Annotated in this window: 20 protein-coding genes; 7 read left to right on the top strand and 13 right to left on the bottom strand. The window is 58.7% G+C overall.

Features of this window, described 5'->3' with window-relative positions:
- Positions 1 to 19: 19 nt before the first annotated feature.
- From def (AB8B75_RS09245) to def (AB8B75_RS09235), 3 genes are read right to left on the bottom strand one after another with little or no spacing between them, the layout of a single operon-like run.
- The gene (def, locus tag AB8B75_RS09245; RefSeq protein ID WP_405361607.1) at positions 20 to 517 is read right to left on the bottom strand and encodes a peptide deformylase; all 498 of its coding nucleotides are present in this window, start codon (positions 515 to 517) and stop codon (positions 20 to 22) included.
- Positions 514 to 1,017 (bottom strand): peptide deformylase, encoded by a 504-nt coding sequence (def, locus tag AB8B75_RS09240; RefSeq protein WP_405361606.1) that lies wholly within the window; start codon positions 1,015 to 1,017, stop codon positions 514 to 516. The genes def (AB8B75_RS09245) and def (AB8B75_RS09240) overlap by 4 nt, the downstream gene beginning before the upstream one ends.
- Positions 1,014 to 1,532 carry a peptide deformylase gene (gene def, locus AB8B75_RS09235; protein WP_405361605.1) on the bottom strand — a complete coding sequence of 173 codons (519 nt, stop codon included), beginning with the start codon at positions 1,530 to 1,532 and terminating at the stop codon, positions 1,014 to 1,016. The genes def (AB8B75_RS09240) and def (AB8B75_RS09235) overlap by 4 nt, the downstream gene beginning before the upstream one ends.
- Before the next feature lie 100 nt (positions 1,533 to 1,632).
- On the opposite strand from def (AB8B75_RS09235), the gene AB8B75_RS09230 reads away from it, so the two are divergent.
- Complete coding sequence (locus tag AB8B75_RS09230) at positions 1,633 to 2,817, top strand: MalY/PatB family protein (RefSeq protein ID WP_405361604.1); 1,185 nt, start codon at positions 1,633 to 1,635, stop codon at positions 2,815 to 2,817.
- Here the strand turns inward: AB8B75_RS09230 and AB8B75_RS09225 are convergent, their stop codons facing one another.
- Positions 2,818 to 3,180: a hypothetical protein gene (locus AB8B75_RS09225; protein WP_405361603.1), complete on the bottom strand. Its 363-nt coding sequence runs from the start codon at positions 3,178 to 3,180 to the stop codon at positions 2,818 to 2,820.
- Between the two features lie 695 nt (positions 3,181 to 3,875).
- Positions 3,876 to 4,256, bottom strand: coding sequence for a response regulator (locus AB8B75_RS09220; RefSeq protein ID WP_405361601.1), 381 nt, complete (start codon positions 4,254 to 4,256; stop codon positions 3,876 to 3,878).
- Between the two features lie 207 nt (positions 4,257 to 4,463).
- On the opposite strand from AB8B75_RS09220, the gene AB8B75_RS09215 reads away from it, so the two are divergent.
- From AB8B75_RS09215 to AB8B75_RS09205, 3 genes are read left to right on the top strand one after another with little or no spacing between them, the layout of a single operon-like run.
- A complete protein-coding gene (locus AB8B75_RS09215; protein ID WP_405361957.1) occupies positions 4,464 to 5,417 on the top strand; it encodes a threonine-phosphate decarboxylase in 954 nt (317 codons plus the stop codon).
- Positions 5,414 to 6,319: an adenosylcobinamide-phosphate synthase CbiB gene (cbiB, locus tag AB8B75_RS09210; RefSeq protein ID WP_405361600.1), complete on the top strand. Its 906-nt coding sequence runs from the start codon at positions 5,414 to 5,416 to the stop codon at positions 6,317 to 6,319. Before AB8B75_RS09215 ends, cbiB begins: the two co-directional genes overlap by 4 nt.
- Positions 6,320 to 6,339: 20 nt before the next feature.
- Entirely contained in the window at positions 6,340 to 7,503 is a 1,164-nt protein-coding gene (locus AB8B75_RS09205) for a lytic murein transglycosylase (protein WP_405361598.1), read from the top strand.
- A 124-nt stretch (positions 7,504 to 7,627) separates the two neighbouring features.
- On the opposite strand, the gene AB8B75_RS09200 is transcribed toward AB8B75_RS09205, so the two are convergent.
- On the bottom strand, positions 7,628 to 7,984 hold the full coding sequence (locus AB8B75_RS09200) for a hypothetical protein (RefSeq protein ID WP_405361597.1): 357 nt from the start codon (positions 7,982 to 7,984) through the stop codon (positions 7,628 to 7,630).
- A gap of 92 nt (positions 7,985 to 8,076) precedes the next feature.
- Positions 8,077 to 11,532: a chromosome segregation protein SMC gene (smc, locus tag AB8B75_RS09195; protein ID WP_405361596.1), complete on the bottom strand. Its 3,456-nt coding sequence runs from the start codon at positions 11,530 to 11,532 to the stop codon at positions 8,077 to 8,079.
- A gap of 255 nt (positions 11,533 to 11,787) precedes the next feature.
- Between smc and AB8B75_RS09190 the strand changes: the two genes are divergently transcribed.
- The gene (locus tag AB8B75_RS09190; protein WP_405361595.1) at positions 11,788 to 12,558 is read left to right on the top strand and encodes a FadR/GntR family transcriptional regulator; all 771 of its coding nucleotides are present in this window, start codon (positions 11,788 to 11,790) and stop codon (positions 12,556 to 12,558) included.
- Positions 12,558 to 13,034, top strand: a complete 477-nt coding sequence (locus tag AB8B75_RS09185) for a metal-dependent hydrolase (RefSeq protein ID WP_405361593.1) — start codon at positions 12,558 to 12,560, stop codon at positions 13,032 to 13,034. Before AB8B75_RS09190 ends, AB8B75_RS09185 begins: the two co-directional genes overlap by 1 nt.
- 82 nt (positions 13,035 to 13,116) lie before the next feature.
- Here AB8B75_RS09185 and AB8B75_RS09180 read toward each other — a convergent pair whose 3' ends face one another.
- The 6 genes from AB8B75_RS09180 to AB8B75_RS09155 all read right to left on the bottom strand — a co-directional run bounded on the left by AB8B75_RS09180 (position 13,117) and on the right by AB8B75_RS09155 (position 16,778).
- Positions 13,117 to 13,686: a F0F1 ATP synthase subunit B gene (locus tag AB8B75_RS09180; protein WP_405361591.1), complete on the bottom strand. Its 570-nt coding sequence runs from the start codon at positions 13,684 to 13,686 to the stop codon at positions 13,117 to 13,119.
- A gap of 5 nt (positions 13,687 to 13,691) precedes the next feature.
- On the bottom strand, positions 13,692 to 14,222 hold the full coding sequence (locus AB8B75_RS09175) for a F0F1 ATP synthase subunit B' (protein WP_405361590.1): 531 nt from the start codon (positions 14,220 to 14,222) through the stop codon (positions 13,692 to 13,694).
- 85 nt (positions 14,223 to 14,307) lie between these two features.
- Complete coding sequence (locus tag AB8B75_RS09170) at positions 14,308 to 14,532, bottom strand: F0F1 ATP synthase subunit C (RefSeq protein WP_011567586.1); 225 nt, start codon at positions 14,530 to 14,532, stop codon at positions 14,308 to 14,310.
- Between the two features lie 62 nt (positions 14,533 to 14,594).
- Positions 14,595 to 15,347, bottom strand: coding sequence for a F0F1 ATP synthase subunit A (locus tag AB8B75_RS09165; RefSeq protein WP_405361589.1), 753 nt, complete (start codon positions 15,345 to 15,347; stop codon positions 14,595 to 14,597).
- Between the two features lie 2 nt (positions 15,348 to 15,349).
- Positions 15,350 to 15,682, bottom strand: a complete 333-nt coding sequence (locus AB8B75_RS09160) for an AtpZ/AtpI family protein (protein ID WP_405361587.1) — start codon at positions 15,680 to 15,682, stop codon at positions 15,350 to 15,352.
- 202 nt (positions 15,683 to 15,884) lie between these two features.
- Positions 15,885 to 16,778, bottom strand: coding sequence for a LysR family transcriptional regulator (locus tag AB8B75_RS09155; RefSeq protein WP_405361586.1), 894 nt, complete (start codon positions 16,776 to 16,778; stop codon positions 15,885 to 15,887).
- Positions 16,779 to 16,883: 105 nt separating this feature from the next.
- On the opposite strand from AB8B75_RS09155, the gene AB8B75_RS09150 reads away from it, so the two are divergent.
- Positions 16,884 to 17,105 (top strand): hypothetical protein, encoded by a 222-nt coding sequence (locus AB8B75_RS09150; protein ID WP_405361585.1) that lies wholly within the window; start codon positions 16,884 to 16,886, stop codon positions 17,103 to 17,105.
- The last annotated feature ends 18 nt before the right edge of the window (positions 17,106 to 17,123 follow it).

The following is a 17,123-nucleotide window of genomic DNA, read 5'->3' as shown; positions in this document are numbered from 1 at the left end:
AGTTGGGTTTCAAGCCACCCTACGCGCGCGCTTTACGTGCCTTGCGCAATAGCATGTCCCGTTTCATCTTGCTGAGGCGATCAAAGTACATCTTGCCCTGAAGGTGGTCGATCTGATGCTGCACACTGGTCGCTTCCAACCCGACAAAATCACGCCGCACATAAACCCCCGTCTCATCTATAAACCTTACCGAAACCCCGCGAGGGCGCGTAATGCGGGCGGAAACACCCGGCAGGTTCGGGCTGGCCTCTTCATGGTGGTTCATGACAGCCGAGGCATTGAGCACAACAGGGTTTGCGATCCGGATGCGACGATCGCGCGTGTCTGACGCATCCACCACCGCCACGCGCAGCAACACACCGATTTGCGGTGCGGCCAATCCCACGCCGGGCATGGCATCCATTGTGTCGATCATGTCATCCCAAAGCGCGCGGATCTCGTCGGTGATTTCCGGCACCTCTGCCGCCGGTTTGCGCAAGCGCAGATCCGGCCACCGCAGACACGTCCGCACGGTCACTGTGTCACCTCCGCGTATTCAGCTTCCATGTCCGCGCGCCCTTGCGGCGATAGATGGTCAAAGGTGACGATGCCATTCAAGTGATCCAACTCATGCTGTACACAGGCCGCCGCAAATCCTGTAAACACGTCGCTGCGCCGCGCGCCGTCCAGATCGGTCCAGCTCAGTGTGACCGCTGCAGGGCGGCTGATCTCAAGAGTGATGCCGGGGATCGACAAACACCCCTCGCCGCGTGTTGCGACATCATCACTTTCACTTTCAATTTCCGGATTGATGCACACGACAGGCGCGCGCGCACCCTCTTTCCAATCGACATCCATGACGAAAATCCGCACCAGCGCACCGACCTGCGGCGCCGCCAGCCCGCGACCCGGCGCGGCATACATGGTCTCCAGCATGTCGCTCACCAGAACACGCGTTGCCGCATCCACCTGCACAACCGGGTTGCAGACCGTTTTCAAACGTGGATCAGGCCAAAGGACAATGTCCCGCGCCGTCATGCGCGGGCCAACTCACGCTTGTACTTGACCATCTTGCGCGTGATCATCTGCCGCTTCAACGGCTTAAGGTAGTCGATGAAGAGCTTGCCATCCAGATGATCGATTTCGCGTTGAACGCAAGTGGCCCATAAGCCGTCAAATGCCTCCTTGTGTTCGGTGCCATCACGATCGATCCAGCGCACCTCAACTTCTGCAGGTCGTGTCACATCGGCAAACTGCTCCGGGATCGACAAACAACCTTCCTCGTAGACATTTGTTTCATCCGATACCGAAATGATCTCGGGATTGAACATGACCAGGGGGCGCGGTTTTTCGTTTTCCCCCTTCACACAATCCATCACCACAAGGCGCTGTAAAACACCGACCTGCGGCGCTGCCAAACCTATGCCCGGTGCTTCATACATGGTCGCCAACATATCATCCGCCAAACTCCGCAATTCGTCGCTCAGATCAGCAACGGGGTCGGCGTGTTTTTTCAGCCTCGGGTCGGGATGCAGCAGAATATTTCTTTTCATGGAGACTGATGTAGGACACACGCCCGCTGGCTGCAATAACGCTGGGCTTGCAGCTTGTTAAAATCTCGCTAGCTATAGGCCAACCAAAAGGAGACCTCCCATGCCGCCAGACCCTCGTTTTGACACTGTTGTGGACCGGCGCGGCACCCAGTCGAGCAAATGGGATTACATGGAGAAGTACTATGGCGTCTCGCCCAAGGACGGGTTGGCGATGTGGACAGCAGACAGCGACTATCCAACACCAGCTTGTGTCACTGATGCGCTGAGCCGTGCCGTAGACCACGGTATTTTTGGCTACTACCCGATCAACGACGCCTACCTGACTGCCACCCAGTGGTGGATGAAAACACGCCACAATTGGGAAATCGAGACCAATTGGATCCTCACAACACAAGGGCTTGGTCATGCCATCGCCATGTCACTGGATGTCTGGAGCGCCCCGGATGATCACATCGTGATCTTCAGCCCGGTCTACCATGAATTCCGCAACAAAATCGAAAAGGCAGGCAGACGCGTGACAGAATGCCCGCTGCTGCGCGAGGGCGATAATTATGTGCTTGATCTCGAGGACGCTCAAGACCGGCTAACCGGGCAGGAAAAAATGCTGATCTGGTGTTCGCCGCAAAACCCTTCCGGGCGGGTCTGGACCACGGATGAGTTGCGCCAAATCGCGGATTTCGCCGCGCGCAACGACCTCATTCTGGTCTCGGACGAGGTGCATCACGATCTGGTTTACAAAGGAAGCACATTTGTGCCCGTGCATATTGCTGCGCCAGAGTTCACAGACCGCATGGTCATCCTGACCTCGGCCTCGAAAACCTTCAACATCGCTGGTCAACGCACCGGCAATATGATCATTCCAGACGCTGCGCTGCGTGCCGCCATGAACAACCGTCTGAACGCGCTGGACTACAAACCTGCGGGCCTGAGCCTGCTGATGATCGAAGCCGCCTATTCTCCCGAAGGTGCTGCCTGGGTAGACGCACAGGTCGCCTATCTCGCAGACAATTGCGCAGTTTTTGATGCTGCCATGGACGCCATTCCCGGTGTGCATGCGCTACCTTTGCGATCGACCTATCTGGCATGGGTGGATTTTTCCGGCACAGGCATGAGCTATGACGAGGTTTCTCGGCGGGTATTGAAAGACGCGCGGATTGCCCCAAGCGCGGGCCCGGAGTTTGGCGCAGGGGGAGAGACATTTTTGCGGTTCAATCTGGCCGCACCTCGCGCCACCATTCAGGACGCCTGTCGCAGGCTCACAGCGGCGTTCGGCGATCTGCAATAGTCATTTGCCGGATTTTCGTGCGTCCTCAATCAGACCAACGGGAGCGTGATCCGCGACTTCGAAATCCAGGGGCGGCCTGTCAGCCACCGCCGTCGCGCGTTTGAATTCATAGCGACGCTCGCCTGCAGCGTCATCGCTCGCAATGATCAAACACTGCATCAGGTGGACAGTGCCATCATAAAGATCGATCAACCCGCGCATTGTCGGCGCGTTTTCTTCAACCGCAAAGCCGGATTTCCACAGGCGCAAAACAGGTTGCATGTCGCCATCAACAGCGACCCTCAAACGCGACGCCCTTTTCAGCGAGTCAACGCGTGCTTTGTCCAAACCTGCCTGAATTTCTTTGGAAAAAATCGCTTCCATATCATTACCAATCAAAGATGCCCCAAAGAACAAGACCATCAACTGGCTAAAAATCAAGTTAAGTTTTTATGTCATGAGGTCATTCATGCCGGGTCCTAGCGCCCAGGTGGGCGCGGCGGGACCTCCTTCTTCCGTGACCCTAAACATAAGTATAGGTCAACACAGCAGGCTGATTTGATGTCGTGCGTCTGTTCAAAGGAGCATGCCAGGACACTGGAATGACACAACCAGCGCATTGGAAAAATTAAGCATGTTGATGCGAATTTCCGCAATTTCCTGACGCGAATTGGCGCCATCGCGCCGTCGAAAAGCAGATGCATTTCAATCCGATTCGGAGCGCATCCCTTTCGGTCTAAAACGGCTACAAAATGACCCGGGTATTGCATTCGGTGCGTCACGGCATCGCCAAAACGACCCGCGGCCGCTGGCGAATAGGGTGTGCCAATCGCGCGGGCCTCCAAATGGCCATAATCGTGGTATTTATGAGAACGGTACCTACGACCCAGTTCTTGCCGCCTCCAAAAGCTGATGAAGTCGGATGCCGAGACAAAAAAGCTCAGATCTGGTTCATCACGTGCACACGTGGACCGCAAGCGTTAAGGCTCTTGGAACTAGCTATGCTGCTGAGAAAGGTCTTGTATTGTTGGGACAACCAGTTGCAGGTCTCCACTGCAACCGGTACATTTCAGGGCCGCCTAAGCTGCGCCACTTTGCTCTGACACCATTCCGTAATGCTCCACCATGGCGGCCAGATCCTCCGGCGGTGTTGCACTTTGAACAAAGGCACAGGCGTTTGTCGCATGACGGAAAATAGAACCATCGGAGAAGAACGATGTATTGGTGACGAAAATCACCTGTGCATGCGGCAAGCGGTAGCTTGCATAGTCAGCCACGGCCAGCGCAGACCCCTCGCCCAACACCAGATCCATGATGATCACATCGGTTTGATGCGTGGTCAGGTGGTCAATGGCTTCCGCTTGACCAGCCGCGCAGGTAACATCCATGCCCATACGAGCCAGATGTCTCTTCCACAAAATAGCCAGATCTTTTTGGCTCTCAACAATCAGAACCTTCATCCGCCCTCCATTTCAACATGAGCTGAAATATTCTTGCACCACTATACTTAGGTATACTTTGGTCTGCCTTAAAGCTTAACAAACGATTAAGCTTTTGCCGACATCTTTATCATTTACCCGTGGGCTTGAACAACCGGCTGGTTTCCGCTTTTAGCATACGTCAAAGGCGCGGTTTTGCGCCACAGTCTTGGAAAAGAGAGTGGATTGTTGACGAAAAACCAACGCGATCATGGCGGTGGGCTTGATTCTGCCATCGCCAGATTCGGTGGTACGCGAATCGGGTGGATCGACCTTTCAACGGGGATCAATCCCCATCCCTACCTGCTCTCGCGCTTGCCCCCCGACGCCTGGACAGCCCTGCCAGACAAGGCTGCCGAGGCGGATCTCATCGCTGCAGCACGTCAGTTTTGGCGCATCCCCGACAACGCTCACATCATCGCCGCTTCCGGCGCATCGGCTCTGATCGCACAACTGCCCCGGCTGGTCCCGCGCGGGTCCGTGACGATCCCTGCGCCCACATATAACGAACACGCCGCCGCATTCGAGGCTGGCGGCTGGGATCTGACGGAAGACAACTCTGCCGACGCGCAAGTCGTGGTGCATCCAAACAATCCCGATGGTAAATTGTGGACGCCAGACACTTTGCCCACCCGCGACGCGACCCTGACAGTCATCGACGAAAGCTTCTGCGATGTCTCCCCGTCCCTCTCGCTCATCGTACGGGCCGGGCATCCTGGCACGGTGGTGCTCAAGAGCTTTGGTAAATTCTGGGGCCTGGCCGGGCTTAGGTTGGGGTTCCTTGCGGGCGATCCCGCCTTGATCCTGCAGCTGGGCGACGCCTTGGGCCCCTGGGCGGTCTCCGGACCGGCCCTGCACGTTGGCACGCAGGCCCTCCGCGATCAGGACTGGGCACAGACCACACGCCAACGCCTCGCAGAGGATGCCGCCCGTCTCGACGCACGCATGCAGATCGCCGGGGCAAAAGTGCTGGGCGGGACCACTCTCTTTCGCCTCTACCAGGTCGATGACGCCGCCCGCTGGCAAACCCGCCTGGCTCGGCACCAGATCTGGAGCCGCATTTTCCCCTATGCGCCCAACTGGCTGCGCCTCGGCCTGCCGCACACTCTACACTGGCCACGCGTTGAGGCGGCCCTGGCATGAGCCACGGCGCGCTGATCCTCTGTGCTCTGCTCATTGATGCGGTGATGGGCGAACCCAAATGGCTCTGGACCCGCCTGCCGCACCCTGCGGTTCTTATGGGCAAACTCGTCGGCACCCTGGACACCCAATTCAATCAGGGAGGTGCCCGCAAATTCAAGGGCATCCTCTGCACCCTGCTTCTGGTTAGCGTTGGCGGGCTGGCGGGCCTGCTCCTCCAGGCCTTGGGCCCTATCATCGAAGTTCTCATCGCCGCTATTCTTTTAGCGCAGCGTTCCCTGGTGCAACATGTGGCACTTGTGGCGAACGGGCTGCGCATGTCCTTACCCGAAGGGCGGCGCATGGTCGCCCGCATTGTCAGCCGCGACACCACCAATATGGAAGCATCGCAAATCGCGCGCGCCGCCATCGAAAGTGCCGCGGAAAACCTCTCGGACGGTGTCATCGCCCCCGCGTTCTGGTTCCTGATTGCAGGTTTGCCGGGGCTGGTCATCTACAAGCTCGTCAACACCGCCGACAGCATGATCGGCTACCGCACCCCGCGCCACGCGGATTTTGGCTGGGCCGCCGCGCGTCTGGATGACGGGCTCAACCTGATACCTGCGCGCCTGACCGCGGTGCTGATCGCCCTGCCTGCCCGATGCTACGACGTGACCGGCATCAGGTCTGATGCCCGGTTGCACCGCTCGCCCAATGCTGGCTGGCCCGAAGCGGCCATGTCACGCGCCCTGGGCATCGCACTGTCGGGCCCCCGCGCCTATGACGGTCAAATGCGCGACTTTCCATGGGTCAACGCCGATGGCCGGCGCGCGTTAACACCTTTGGACATCGACGCCTGTATTGTGATGCTGTGGCGCGCCTGGGCTGGGTTTCTCGGCCTCTGCGCCATATTTGTTTTCATATGACCTGACCCCGGAGATTCTTGATGCGACTACCCTTGATGGCCCTTTGCCTTGCTGCCCTTCCCCTGACCGCCCAGGCCTGCGGCGGGTCATTCTCCGGCTTCGTCAATGATCTCAAGGCCGAAGCCATTGCAAAAGGGCATGATGGCAACGCGGTGAACCAGTTCTTTGCCGGCGTTCAACAGGACCCAAAGGTGATCAAGGCAGACCGCGCACAGGGTGTCTTTCAACGTCCGTTTCTGGATTTCTCCAAACGTCTGATCTCGGCAGATCGGCTCAAACGCGGGCAAAGCAACGCCCAGAAGTATGACGCCGTTTTCGACCGGATCGAGCAATCCTATGGCGTCGACCGGGGCGTACTTCTGGCCTTCTGGGCTTTTGAGACGGACTACGGCGGGTTTCAAGGTGATTTCAACACCGTCAACGCGCTGGTGACCCTGTCCCACGATTGCCGGCGGCCCGATCTCTTCCGCCCCCAGGTTTTCGCCGCGCTGGAACTCTACGAGCGTGGTGCTCTTGACCCCAAGACAACCACCGGCGCCTGGGCGGGTGAAATTGGCATGGTTCAAATGCTGCCCCGCGACATCATTGAAAACGGTGTGGATGGGGATGGGGACGGTAAGGTTTCGTTAAAAACCTCTCCCACGGATGCCTTGATGTCGGGGGGGTCCATGCTGCAAAGCCTCGGGTGGCGCGCGGGTGAACCCTGGATCCAAGAGGTTGCGGTGCCGGGTAATTTCGACTGGTCGCAAAGCGGTCTCACCGTCACCAAGCCGGTGCGGGAATGGGCGCGGCTGGGCGTCAAGCCGCGCAAGGGATCACTGGAGAAGGGCCTTGATGCCATGTTGATCCTGCCCCAAGGGCATAAAGGGCCGGCCTTTCTCGCATATCCAAATTTCAATGTTTATTTTGAATGGAATCAAAGTTTTACCTATGTGATGACTGCCGCATACTTTGCAACCCGCCTGCAAGGCGCGCCGATCTACACCGAAGGCAACCCTGATCCTGGCCTGACGGGCGAGCAGACCAAAGAGCTTCAGCGCAAGTTGCAAGCGCGCGGCCACGAAGTCGGCAAAGTCGACGGCATCCTTGGTGCCCGCACCCGCAATGCCGTGCAAACCGAACAAAAGCGGCTCGGCTTGCCCGCAGATGCATGGCCAACACCGACCCTGTTATCGAGACTTTGACGCCCTCGCCGTTAACCTTTCTTTACAGCTGAAACCGTAAATTCTCGGACGAAAATTACATTCAGGTTTTTTCACCACTGGACCCTGCGCGCTTCGGCGAAGCAGGGTCTTCTCTATTCTGCCGTCATGGTCGTAGAGGAAAACGCTCGCCTTTTTGCGTCAGCATCACAATGCGCCCACCGCTTTTGACATAACGATCACATCGGTCAAAACCATTTTGAAATGCGATACAGACCGTCCCGTCCGGGCCCACGGTATACTGCCCATAGGCCGAGCGCCCACCTTCATAGGTATATGAATAAGCGCCACCAGCTGAAAAGCGGGACTGGCCGTTGTCGTAAAACGTCAGCGTTTGACCCGATGTGAGGTCATCAACCTCAGCCTGATTCAACACCTGGTCGTTATCACGCAACGCCCAGTCTTGTGCGGCAACCGTCACGGGTAGGAAAAGGCACAAGGAAAGGACAAACTTGTCGATCATCTGCCCACCTTAGCCAATGAACCGCTTGAGTGCATACACGACCACGTGATCCCGGCACCGTGTACACCGCCTGGGCACACAGCCCACCGATGTCACGCAACCAGCGTTTCAGCTTTTTTCAGGTCGACAGATACCAATTGGCTAACGCCCTGCTCCGCCATGGTCACGCCAAAGAGCCGGTCCATCCGGGCCATCGTCACCGCGTGGTGGGTAATGATCAAAAACCGCGTCTCTGTCTGGCGGCACATTTCATCCAACAGGTCACAAAACCGCGTGACGTTGGCGTCATCCAACGGCGCGTCCACCTCATCGAGCACACAAATCGGCGCCGGGTTCGCCAGAAATACCGCAAAGATCAGCGCCATGGCCGTTAGTGTCTGCTCACCGCCCGACAGAAGGCTCAAGGTAGACAGCTTCTTGCCCGGTGGTTGGCACATGATCTCCAGACCGGCCTCCAGCGGATCGTCGCTTTCAACCATGACCAAATTGGCCTCACCACCGCCAAAAAGATGCGTGAACAGCATCGAGAAATTCGAATTCACCTGCTCAAAGGCGGTCAACAGCCGCTCACGGCCTTCACGGTTCAGACTGGCAATGCCACCGCGCAGGGTCTTGATCGCCTCTTCCAAATCGGCCTTTTCACCGGAAAGCGTGTCGAACTCAGTCTGCACTTCCAGCGCGTCCTCTTCGGCCCGCAGGTTTACGGCACCCAATGCATCGCGCTGTCGCTTGAGACGGTTCACATCCGCTTCCAAACTCTCCGCACCCGGCATCTGGTCGGGCGTTACATCCAGCTGCCCCAAGAGCTGGCTTGGCGTTGTCTGGTTTTCATCGGCAATACGTTCTGCGGCCAGGGCCACGGTTTCGCGCGCCGCATCGCTGCGTGCCTCGGCCCGTGCCCGCGCCTCGCGCGCCTCCGAGGCCACACGTTCCGCCTCGCGTTCGGCTGCGGTCACCTCGCGCAAAGCACCTTCCGCCGACGACAGCGCATCGGCACTTTGGGCCTTGCGCGCCTCAGCGGTGCGAATGGCCTCACTCATATCCGCCCGTTTAGCGGCAATCCCCGCAGGGGCTGCCTGCGCCTCAGCAAGCTCCGCCTCTGCGCTGGTTTTGCGTTCGACCAGCTCCGCGCTGCGTTTCTCCGCAGTCTCCAGACGGTGGCGCCAACCGCTCACTTCCTTGGTCACCTCTTGCGCGCGTTTGGTGCGTGCCTCGCCTTCACGGCGCAGCTCGTCATGCGCCGAGCGGCGCGACATCATCGTGATGCGCGAGGCCTCAACCGCCATGCGCACCGCTTCGACCATGTCGCGGGCCTCGCCCAAATCACCCAGCTCTTCGAGCGCGCGCTCCGCTTCCAAAAGCCGGGCACGGGCGCCCATGGCTTCTTCTTCATGCCGCGTCACCGCAAGCCCCAGTGATTCCAACCGACCTTCGGCCAGATTGCGATCCGCTTCCGCCCGGCTCAGGCGCCGCCCGGCTTCCGCCACCGCGCGGTCGGCGACACGGCGCGCTTCGCGGGCTGCGGCATCTGCCTGCGTCAGGTCCGCCAATTGCGTGCCCAGGTATTCATGTGCGGCGCGCGCACCATCAGCCCGCTGCGAGGCCTGCTCCAGACTTTGCTTGAGTTCCTCGAGCCGGTTCAACTGCTGCAAACGCAAGGCCGCGGCCGATGGCGCATCCTCGGCCCAGGCGCGGAACCCGTCCCATCGCCACAAATCGCCTTCAGAAGATACCAAGCGCTGTCCGGGTCGCAACGCCGCCTGCAAACGCGGCCCCTGTTCCGCCGCCACCAGACCGATCTGGCTGATCCGGCGCGTCAGAACCGCTGGCACGTCGACAAACTGCGACAAGGGTTGCACGCCCTCGGGCAGCGGCTGCTCTTCGGCGTATGCGGCCAATGTCGTCCAGCCGGAAGGGCCTTCTGCGCCTACTTCCGGTGCGCGTAAATCATCCGCCAGAGCGGCCCCTAACGCCTTTTCATATCCAGTCTGAACCTGCAGCTGATCCAACACCTGACCGCCTTCGGCAGTGTCACGATCCACCAGCTTAGCCAAAGCCCCGGCTTCAGCGCGCAACGCATTCATCTCGCCTTCGGCTTCAGAACGGTGCGCGCGCGCCTCCGCTTCGCGGGCCTGCGTTTCCGCCCGGGCGTCATCTGCTGCCAGCAAGGCGTCTTCCGCCTCCTGCGCCGCCGTGACTGCCGCCGTTTCAGCCGCTTGCGCTTCGGCAAAATCAATGCCCGCCTGTGTCAAAGCTGCCTGGCTCTGCGCCACTGCATCGCGGGCTTTGTTGGCTTCGGCTTCGGCCTTGTCTTGCGTCTTGCGGCTGTCTTCCAAAAGCCGCTGCGCAGACCCATGCCGTGCCGACAAGCGCGCCATATCCTCTGTCTGTTGTGACATTTCGCCTTCGCGCGTCTGCAAGACGACCGCTGCTTCGCGCGCAACCTCAGAGGCTTCGCTCAGCTTTTCCGTATGGCCTTCTGTGGCCTTGGCAAGTTCCGTACCTTCCCATTCCAACCGCTCGATGGTCTCGCCCGCATCGCGGTTCAATCCGCCTTCGCGTTCGATGTCCCGGCTCAATTGCGCAATCCGCCCCGTCAGCGTCTCAATCAACGCCAGCGCCCGGGTTTCCTGATCCGCTAAAGTATCGCGCTCCACCGATAGGCGCTGCAACACCGCCGCTGCAATGGCCTCTTCCTCGCGCAGAGGCGGCAATGCGACCTCAGCCGCTTCGCGTTGCTTTGCCACCTTGCGCACGGCAGCCTCGGATTGTGCGGCCTCCGTCACCCGCGCGCGCAGGCTTTCCTCGGCACTGGCGCGGGCATCGTCGGCTTCGCGCCAACGACGATAGAGCAACATGCCTTCGGTGCGCCGCAAGTCATTGCCGATCTCGCGGTAACGTCCGGCTTGCCGCGCCTGCCGGGCCAATTGCGACAGCTGATTGGCCAATTGCTCAATCACGTCATCAACCCGCCCCAGATTGGTTTCGGCGCCCCTCAGCTTCAACTCCGCCTCATGCCGCCTCTGGTACAACCCGCTGATGCCCGCCGCTTCTTCGAGAATCCGGCGACGGCTTTTGGGTTTGGCGTTGATCAGCTCCGCAATCTGACCCTGACGCACCAGGGCCGGGCTATGCGCCCCGGTCGAGGCATCGGCAAAAAGCATCTGCACATCGCGCGCGCGCACATCCTTGATGCCGACCTTATAGGCGCTGCCCACATCGCGGGTGATGCGCCGCACAATGTCCAGCTGATCATGATCGTTGAAACCCGCCGGGGCCAGCCGCTCGGAATTGTCGAGCTGCAAGGCCACTTCGGCAAAATTGCGCGCCGGACGCGTGGCAGCGCCAGCAAAGATCACATCCTCCATGCCGCCGCCGCGCATGGCCGTGGGGCGGTTTTCGCCCATCACCCAGCGCAGCGCTTCCAGCAGGTTCGATTTGCCGCAGCCATTGGGCCCAACAACGCCGGTCAACCCATCCGCGATGATCAGATCTGTGGGATCGACAAAGCTTTTGAAGCCGGTCAGCTTGAGTTTTGAGAAGCGCAAATCGGGTTTCCGGTGATTCCTATGATGCAGTAGCTTGCGGGGTCTCGGGCCTGTATGTCAACCGAAACACACCACAAGGTGGGACCAATGGGCAGTTATCCACAAGATATTGACACTCCTGAACGAGGTGTGAAAAGGCATACCCCGGATCGTTTGACATTGCGCCGCGGGTCGAAAGGGGGCCACGGGAACATTGGCGAAAGTGGTTTACCGCACCCAAAAGTGGTCATATTATTTGACCAATAAGGAGATCACATGCCCTTTCGCCCGGTCCAGCAGGAAAAACTCTCCGCTGCAGTTGTGCATCAAATCGAGCAATTGATCCTGCGTGGCATCCTGCGCCCAGGAGAACGCCTGCCTGCCGAAAGGGAGCTGGCGGAACGGCTGAATGTGTCACGTCCCAGCCTGCGGGACGCCATTGGCAATTTGCAGGAACAGGGTCTTTTGGAAGCCCGCGCCGGGGCGGGCGTGTTTGTCGCAGATGTTCTGGGCTCGGCTTTTGCACCCGCTTTGGTGCAGCTTTTTGCGCGCCATGACGAAGCCGTTTTCGACTATCTGTCCTTTCGAAAGGACCTGGAGGGGTTGGCGGCAGAACGCGCGGCAAGGCTCGGGTCGCGCACGGATTTGCAGGTTGTTCAAACCGTTTTCGACAAGATGGAAGCGGCCCATGCCAAACGCAATCCCGAGGATGAGGCGCAGCTGGATGCGCTGTTTCACATGGCCATCATCGAGGCCAGCCACAACGTGGTGATGCTGCACATGATGCGATCCATGTACCAGTTGCTGCGCGAAGGCGTCTTTTACAACCGGCAGATCATGTTCCGCCAGCGCGCCACCCGCGAAGTCTTGCTGGACCAGCACCGCGCCATCAATACCAATTTACAAAAGCATGATCCTGACGGGGCAAAACAGGCTGTCGAGACACATTTGAACTATGTTGAAACCTGCCTGCGCAACCAGATCAAGACCGATCAGAATGAGGTCGTAGCGCGGCAGCGGCTGAGCCACGAAGTAGAACGTCACTGATGTTCATTGCGCATTTACCCGCAGCATATCTCCTGCGACGGCTATGTGCGCCGAGATTGAGCAGAGCTGCAGTCGCCGCCTTCCTTGTGGGCAGCATCGCGCCTGACATCGACATGTTTGCCTTTTACCTTGTCGATGGCCCGTCCGTGCATCACCACAACTACATCACTCACCGCCCTGCGCTCTGGTATATTGTGCTTGGAGTGGGCCTTGCCTGGCATCGCATCAGCAGAGGAAAAATCAGTGCCTGCCTGATCGCGCTTGGGTTAGGCGCTCTGCTGCATCTGATGCTCGACAGCATCGCCGGGCAGATTGATTGGGGATGGCCGGTGCTGGACCTTCCCGTAACGCTCGTGCAGGTGCCAGCCACACAAAACCATTGGGTTCTGTCATTTCTGACGCATTGGACGTTTGTGAATGAACTGATCATATGCGCAATTGCGATACTTGTTTATCGGCGAACCCACGGTCGATAAAAGACAACCCACGAGACAGAAAAACGAAAAACCCCGGCGCGCAGCCAGGGTTTCTCAAAAATAGTACCGGAATATGGCCGCTTCAGTGCAGCTTGGCGTCGACCTCGGCAATGGCGCCATCAATCAGGCTGTTGCCCTGGGCCGCGGTCATCTGCTTGGCAATCACCTCGCGCGCCACGGCGATGGCGACGCTCACGGACTGATCACGCACTTCCTTGACTGCAGAGGCCTGCGCCGTTGCGATCTGCTCTTCTGCAGCGGCCATCCGGCGCTCCAGTGAAATCGCCAGATCCGCACGCGCCTGCTCGGCTGCGACAGTGGCCTCTTCCTTAGCTGCGGCCACAATGCGATCCGCCTGTTCCTGAACTTCGCGTTGCTTGCGTTCGTAGCTGGCCAGAAGCGTTTGCGCCTCATCCCGCAAGGCGCGGGCTTCTTCCAGTTCGGATTTGATGTCTTCGGACCGCTTGTCCAACATGCCGCCCAAAAGACTCGGCACATTGAAATAAAACAGCACCCCAATAAAGAGCAAAAATGCCAGCAAGACCACGAAATCCGTGTTGCCAAGCGAAAAGAACGGGCCCGATGCTGCGAAAGCGGGGCTTGCAATGCTGGCCGCAAAAGTGACCGCCAAAAGGGAGGGAAGAGTGCGCATATCGCTTATCCTTTCAACCGGGCTGCAACAGCGGAAGAAACCGATTTCGCATCTGATTTCCCGCCCATTGCCACAACGATTTCTTGCGCCGTGTCGGCTGCAACCTCTTTGATCGCGTCCAAGGCGCCGGCTCTGATCTCGGCAATGGCCTTTTCGGACTCGGCGGCTTTGACGGAAATATCGGCATCCGCCTGCGCCATGGCGGCATTGAGATCCGCCTGAATTTCTGCTTTTGCCTCACCGACGATGCGGTGGGCTTCGGCACGCGCGTCGACCAGCGCCTTGTCATAGGCGGCTTCGGCTTCCTGCGCCTTGGCCTTAAGGTCTTCTGCCGCAGCAATGTCATTGGTAATGGTACCCTGACGTTCCGCCAGCACGGCAGCGATCCGGGGCAGCGCCACGCGCGACAGGATCATGTAAATCACGACCAGCGTGATCACCAGCCAGAAAATCTGGTTGCCCCATGTCGAAAAATCGAGCTGCGGCATGCCCGGTGCAGAGGCGGCAGCGTCAGCGCTTGTAGTTTCGGTAGCCATGTCTGTCTCCTGCGAAGCGGGCCGTTACATCGGGCAGCGCGTGGGTACGCACCGCCCGACCGTAAGGATTGTCGTCAAAGAGGTCTTAGACGGCAAACATCAACAGCAGAGCGACGAGGAAGGCAAAGATGCCCAGCGCTTCTGCAAAAGCGATACCGATGAAGAGTGTAGCCGTTTGGGATGCAGCGGCAGAGGGGTTGCGCAATGCGCCTGCCAGATAGTTGCCTGCAACATTACCAACACCGATGGCTGCTGCCCCGGAACCGATTGCCGCCAGGCCTGCGCCGATGTGTGCGAGTTCGCCTTCCATGTGAATTCTCCTTACGATTGGAAGTTTAGATGCGGATAAAGCGGCCCGAAGACCGCCCTACGTTAGTGATGTGGATGAAGCGCGTCTTTCAGATAAACGCATGTCAGAATGGTGAAAACATAAGCCTGAATGAAGGACACAAGGACCTCCAGACCGTACATCGCGGTGATCGCCACCACGGAGACCGGGCTAACCAATGTGATTACGGCAAAACCTGCGAAGACCTTGATCACCGCGTGGCCCGCCATGACGTTGCCCGCCAGACGAATGGAATGGCTCACCGGGCGCACGAAATAAGAGATCAATTCGATGATCGCGAGGATCGGTCGCAAGGCCAGAGGCGCCGAGGAAACCCAAAAGAGGCTCAGAAACCCGGCGCCGTTCTTGACAAATCCGAGGATGGTCACAGTCAGGAACACCGCCATGGCCAGCACAACGGTCACGGCGAAATGCGAGGTCGGGGTAAAGGCCGTAGGGATCAGACCCAGAAAATTGGCGCAGACGATGAACATGAACAGCGTCATGATATAGGGGAAGTATTTCACGCCATCTTTGCCGCAGATGTCTTCGACCATCTTGTAGATGAACCCATAGGCGAGTTCCGCAACCGACTGTCCGCGCGACGGGACGATCGCCCGTTTCGAACTGCCCAAAACCATCAGCAGAATGACAGCAACAACTGCAAAGGCCATCCACAAGGTGGCGTTGGTCGGCGTGTACCAGGAGATCGCGCCGTCACCAAACAAGGGTTTGATGATGAATTGATCCATCGGGTGGAAAACCAGACCGCCTGTCTCTGCTGCTTCTGTCGCCATTCTCAGGGCTCCCCGTCTTTCATGTCGGCCTCTTCGGCCACCCTCTTGTCCTGCATCTCCTGCGCGGAACGGAGCATCGTCTTTATGCCCGCCGCCAGACCCAGCATCGTAAACAGCACCAGAAAGATGGGGATCGTCCCCAAGAGCCAGTCCAGCCCGTATCCAATGCCAAAACCGATCCCGAGACCGGCCACCAATTCGATCACCATCCGCCAGGCGTGTTGCGCCTGAGAGTAGTGCTCATCCGCCCGGGGTGTCGGCGCTTGCGCCTGTTTCGCCGCCGCGATCCGGGCCTCGAGCTGCTCCAAACGCTGCTGTTGGTCCTCATCGGTCACGTTGAAACACCCCTTTGGATGGTTGTGCTTTTGCTATTGTGCAGACCGCCGTGAGTCAACTGCTGATGCGCGCTGCGCAGAGAACCTTTAATCAATTGATATTATTAAATATTAATCGACCTCTCGTCCTTCGAGGCAACCTGTCGTAGTCGCGTTTCAAGAGGCATAAGGACAAAACTGATATTCAACCATCTGGTTGATTTTACGTCTCTGCAGGCAAAACACGAAACGCTTGGGTTTCATCCAGCAGCCATGCACGCACCTGTTTCACGGCTGTCCGACGCAACCCGGTGCTGCCATGCACCAGAAAAAAAGCGCCGTCACGAATACCGGTGTCAAAGCACCGCACGAACCGACCCAGAGACTCGTCAAACGACACACATTCAGACGATCCCATGTAAACGCCCAGGCCGTTCAACCCCGCCTCGTAAGCAAGCCGCGACCGCAGACGCCAACCGTCGTCCACCGGCAATTCCGCCTGCACTCCGACGGCGGCAAACCATTGACGCCAGATGTTCTTGCTCCGATCCCTCAGTTGCGTGACATGCAGCAAATCCTCTGGCTGACGGAGGCCCTGGGCCAGTTCCGGGCTGGCGTACGGGTAAATTGGCGCGGCGCTCAACAGGTCACCCGGCCCCCCCAAAGCCCCCGTATGTGTGTAGCGGATGGCAATATCCGCTTCATAGCGTTCGACATCCGCAATCAGCGAGGAAGCCTCGAGCCGGACGTCAATCTCCGGGTAGGCGGTCTGAAACCCTGCCAGACGCGGGATGATGAAGCGTTCTGCAAAAAGCGGCTCGCTGTTGATGGTGACGCGCCCACGCGGCGTGGCGGCCAGACCGTCGGTAGCTTCCGCGATCAGGTCGAGCGCAGGCAGGATGCGGTCCAGATAGGCGCGCCCCTCCTGTGTCAACTCAACGCCACGGGCCAGTTTCCGAAAAAGCTTGAGGCCAAGACGGCTTTCCAGACCCCGCACATGGCGGCTGATTGCGGAGTGACTGACGGCAAGCTCCTCTGCGGCACCGCTGAAACTGCCATGACGGCCCGCGGCGTCGAAAGCGCGCAGGGCATTAAGAGGCGGCAGGTTACGAGACATAGGCGATACGTGACTTTTTGGCACGTATATTGTCAAGCAATTGATTTTGATTTCCGCTGCAAAATCTTGGATATTATCTTCAATCCACCAATAAGGAATGATGAAATGACCGATATGACGCTCCTGGGCGATCGCTACTTTCTTGCCATAAAGGCACTTAAAAACCGCCTGCACGCCTGTGCAGCCTGGTTCAAGCCTGCACCCAAAACCCTGCATGTTGGTCGCATCAATGACCATTTGGCGCGCGACATCGGCCTGTCGCAGGCCGAGATTGCGCGCCATCGGCTCACCTTGCCGTCCCAGACCCATCACCATCCGCGCGGGTGACCGGCTTTCCCTCGCATC

The organism is Roseobacter sp. (assembly GCF_045106495.1).
GTDB lineage: Bacteria > Pseudomonadota > Alphaproteobacteria > Rhodobacterales > Rhodobacteraceae > Roseobacter.
This window is presented reverse-complemented; position numbering and strand designations above follow the sequence as displayed.

Bases quoted from the DNA above. Each gene is read 5' to 3' on its own strand.
- AB8B75_RS09205 (WP_405361598.1), top strand. From the start codon at position 6,340: ATGCGACTACCCTTGATGGCCCTTTGCCTTGCTGCCCTTCCCCTGACC.
- AB8B75_RS09200 (WP_405361597.1), bottom strand. From the start codon at position 7,984: ATGATCGACAAGTTTGTCCTTTCCTTGTGCCTTTTCCTACCCGTGACG.
- AB8B75_RS09225 (WP_405361603.1), bottom strand. From the start codon at position 3,180: ATGGAAGCGATTTTTTCCAAAGAAATTCAGGCAGGTTTGGACAAAGCA.
- AB8B75_RS09230 (WP_405361604.1), top strand. From the start codon at position 1,633: ATGCCGCCAGACCCTCGTTTTGACACTGTTGTGGACCGGCGCGGCACC.
- AB8B75_RS09220 (WP_405361601.1), bottom strand. From the start codon at position 4,256: ATGAAGGTTCTGATTGTTGAGAGCCAAAAAGATCTGGCTATTTTGTGG.
- AB8B75_RS09155 (WP_405361586.1), bottom strand. From the start codon at position 16,778: ATGTCTCGTAACCTGCCGCCTCTTAATGCCCTGCGCGCTTTCGACGCC.
- AB8B75_RS09170 (WP_011567586.1), bottom strand. From the start codon at position 14,532: ATGGAAGGCGAACTCGCACACATCGGCGCAGGCCTGGCGGCAATCGGT.
- AB8B75_RS09190 (WP_405361595.1), top strand. From the start codon at position 11,788: ATGCCCTTTCGCCCGGTCCAGCAGGAAAAACTCTCCGCTGCAGTTGTG.
- AB8B75_RS09180 (WP_405361591.1), bottom strand. From the start codon at position 13,686: ATGCGCACTCTTCCCTCCCTTTTGGCGGTCACTTTTGCGGCCAGCATT.
- AB8B75_RS09165 (WP_405361589.1), bottom strand. From the start codon at position 15,347: ATGGCGACAGAAGCAGCAGAGACAGGCGGTCTGGTTTTCCACCCGATG.
- cbiB (WP_405361600.1), top strand. From the start codon at position 5,414: ATGAGCCACGGCGCGCTGATCCTCTGTGCTCTGCTCATTGATGCGGTG.
- AB8B75_RS09150 (WP_405361585.1), top strand. From the start codon at position 16,884: ATGACCGATATGACGCTCCTGGGCGATCGCTACTTTCTTGCCATAAAG.
- def (WP_405361606.1), bottom strand. From the start codon at position 1,017: ATGACGGCGCGGGACATTGTCCTTTGGCCTGATCCACGTTTGAAAACG.
- AB8B75_RS09175 (WP_405361590.1), bottom strand. From the start codon at position 14,222: ATGGCTACCGAAACTACAAGCGCTGACGCTGCCGCCTCTGCACCGGGC.
- def (WP_405361605.1), bottom strand. From the start codon at position 1,532: ATGAAAAGAAATATTCTGCTGCATCCCGACCCGAGGCTGAAAAAACAC.
- AB8B75_RS09185 (WP_405361593.1), top strand. From the start codon at position 12,558: ATGTTCATTGCGCATTTACCCGCAGCATATCTCCTGCGACGGCTATGT.